A 2,390-nucleotide genomic window follows, 5' to 3' on the forward strand; every position below is an offset into this window, starting at 1 on the left:
AGCGAACCGGCCGCCCGGCTGGTCGATCCGAACATGCTCGGTGGCCAGCCGCTGCAACCCCACGCGCTCGGCCAGCGCCAGCACCGGCGCCAACCCGGCGCACGACACGAGGTCCGGATCGTCGAACGTGGCAGTGAAGCCATGACAGACTCGCATCTACCAGATGCCCTTCCGCTGACCTCGAATCGTTCCTTCGCAAGATCGATTCTGGTGCAGCAGAAGGGCATCACGGCGTTACGACCCGCGGATCACCTCAACGGCGCGCGGTGGATCCAGGCTGAGCTTCAGCGGACACGAGTCAAGAGCCGGGCAGGACTCGACGGAACGCGACACCTTGCGGATGGCACTTCGACCGCCGCGGACCGTCGATCCGCCCGACAGTGCATCAGCTGACGCAGCCACCAGGGCAGATCAGGCAACGACGGCGAACAGTCGCCAGGGGTCCGGGAGGCCCTTCAGCCGGTGCTTGCCTCGATCCTCAAAGGTGATCCCGGACCCCGCGAGGAGGTCCTTGACGTCTGTGACACCAGGACCTGCGAGGGGGCGGCTGTTGAGCTGATCCGAGCACCGATCGAGACCGTCAGGCCCGCGCACTTGCCATCCAGGATCTCGCACTCGCCGGAGTGAACCCCAGCGCGGATCTCGATGCCGAGCTCGCGTACCCGCTAGGCGATCTCCAGCGCGCATCTGATCGCCCGGGCGGGGCCATCGAAGGTGGCATATCCCGCGGGGCGACTTCTGTCAAACCCTGACGGTGACTGACATTCACTCGGCCTGGACCGAGACGCAGGCGGTGAAGAACAAGGCCCAGAAGTGGGTGTTCCCGGCGCTGATGGACATCACCGAGGCGTTCCCGTTCCCGTTCCCGATCATCGGCATCGACTCCGACAACGGCAGCGAGTTCATCAACGACCAGCTGCAGCGGTACTGCACCGAACACAAGATCACCTTCACCCGCTCCCGTGCGGGCCGAAAGAACGACGGCGCGCACGTGGAGCAGAAGAACTGGTCGGTGGTCCGCCGCGCGGTCGGCTACCACCGCTAGGACGCCGCCGGCGAGCTCGCGCTGCTCAACCAGCTCTACGCGCTGCTGCGCTTGCAGACCAACTTCTTCACGCCCTCGCAGAAGCTGGTCGACAAACACCGTGAGGGCGCGAAGGTGACCAAGCGCTACGACACCGCGGCCACGCCCTACCAGCGCGTTCTGGCCGACCCGGCCGTGAGCAAGAAGACCAAGACCGCGTTGACCTGGCAGTACCAGGGCCTGAACCCGGCGCAGATCCGCCGGGACATGCTCGACTTCCCCGACCAGCTTCTCAACCTCGTCCGGGCCAAGCACCCGCCCACCAGACTCCCGGTCAAACCACCCACTGCCACGCGGGCAAAGTCAGATGAGGCAACGAAGGACCGTTCCGGGGCATCTAGACGTGAGGCAACAGGGGGGTATCGGCCACGAACATCCACGAGCGTCCAGTCGTGTTCGACAATGGTTTTCGGACCACTGGGGTCACATCGGGGGCCAAATGATCTTGTGTGAAGACGCGCTCTCGAGTGCCCACGAGTCCGGCCCGGACTGGTCGGCCCCCGGACCGTCGGTGGCGCAACGCGGTCAGGGTCGGTAGGCGTCGCGTCGGTGGTCAACGTCGAGGACGATGACGCGCTGGTTGTCCTCGTCGATGCGATAGCGGACCCGGTACTCACCCCGCCGTGCCCGCCACAGTCCTTCAAACGGTTCCCGGAGAGGCACTCCGACGACGCGTGGTCGGAGTGCGAGCGGCCCGGTGATGAACTCCCACGCGGCGAAGGCCGCGGCCGAGGGGAGGGTCTCGGTGAGCGCGCGGCGCGCTCCTGGCGCCAGGACGATCGCGTACGGCGCGTCGTCGGGTTCGTCAGCGCTCACGGTGCTCGCGCGCTCGCCGGTCGGCCATGAGCGTGGCCAGGTCCTCGGCCGTGGTCAGGTCGCCGGCTGCGACCGCGGCATCGGCGTCCCGGACCCGGCCCATGCCGGCCTCGTCGCGGAGCAGCTCAATGGTGGCTTCGAGTGACTCGAGGTCCTCGGCGGAAAGCAGGACGACGTACTCGCGGCCGTTGCGGGTGACGTGGACGCGTTCGTGGGTGCGGTCGACCTCGTCGGCGATCTCGGACAGCCGGGCCTTGACCTCGGACAGCGGCATCGTGTTCATAGACCAGAATAGTAGTCTGTAGCGCAGTCGGGGTAAAGGTCCGGGGAGCCCCGACAGGGCTGTGCCGGCCAGCCAGCGCGATGCCCACAGCGCCCACCCAGGACGACACGCACGTTCACTGATTAACCGGCCGAGCAGGCCGGATGTGGCAGGGCGGCGAGGAACTCGTGGGAGAGTCGCTCGGGTCGGCGGAACCCACCGTCGACG

Annotated in this window: 5 protein-coding genes; 2 read left to right on the forward strand and 3 right to left on the reverse strand. The window is 67.0% G+C overall.

Annotated features, from left to right (window positions below; translation table 11 throughout):
* On the reverse strand, positions 1–156 hold a 156-nt coding region (locus VIM19_04165; protein ID HEY5184104.1), incomplete at its 3' end, for an IS1380 family transposase.
* A gap of 565 nt (positions 157–721) precedes the next feature.
* On the opposite strand from VIM19_04165, the gene VIM19_04170 reads away from it, so the two are divergent.
* Both VIM19_04170 and VIM19_04175 read left to right on the forward strand, forming a co-directional pair.
* Positions 722–1,045, forward strand: coding sequence for a transposase family protein (locus VIM19_04170; GenBank protein HEY5184105.1), 324 nt, complete (start codon positions 722–724; stop codon positions 1,043–1,045).
* 51 nt (positions 1,046–1,096) lie between these two features.
* Positions 1,097–1,537, forward strand: a complete 441-nt coding sequence (locus VIM19_04175) for a hypothetical protein (protein HEY5184106.1) — start codon at positions 1,097–1,099, stop codon at positions 1,535–1,537.
* Between the two features lie 72 nt (positions 1,538–1,609).
* Here VIM19_04175 and VIM19_04180 read toward each other — a convergent pair whose 3' ends face one another.
* Positions 1,610–1,900, reverse strand: a complete 291-nt coding sequence (locus tag VIM19_04180; protein ID HEY5184107.1) for a type II toxin-antitoxin system RelE/ParE family toxin — start codon at positions 1,898–1,900, stop codon at positions 1,610–1,612.
* A complete protein-coding gene (locus VIM19_04185; GenBank protein HEY5184108.1) occupies positions 1,890–2,183 on the reverse strand; it encodes a type II toxin-antitoxin system Phd/YefM family antitoxin in 294 nt (97 codons plus the stop codon). The genes VIM19_04180 and VIM19_04185 overlap by 11 nt, the downstream gene beginning before the upstream one ends.
* Between the last annotated feature and the right edge of the window lie 207 nt (positions 2,184–2,390).

This window comes from Actinomycetes bacterium (genome assembly GCA_036510875.1).
In the GTDB taxonomy this organism is placed as follows: Bacteria; Actinomycetota; Actinomycetes; order Prado026; family Prado026; genus DATCDE01.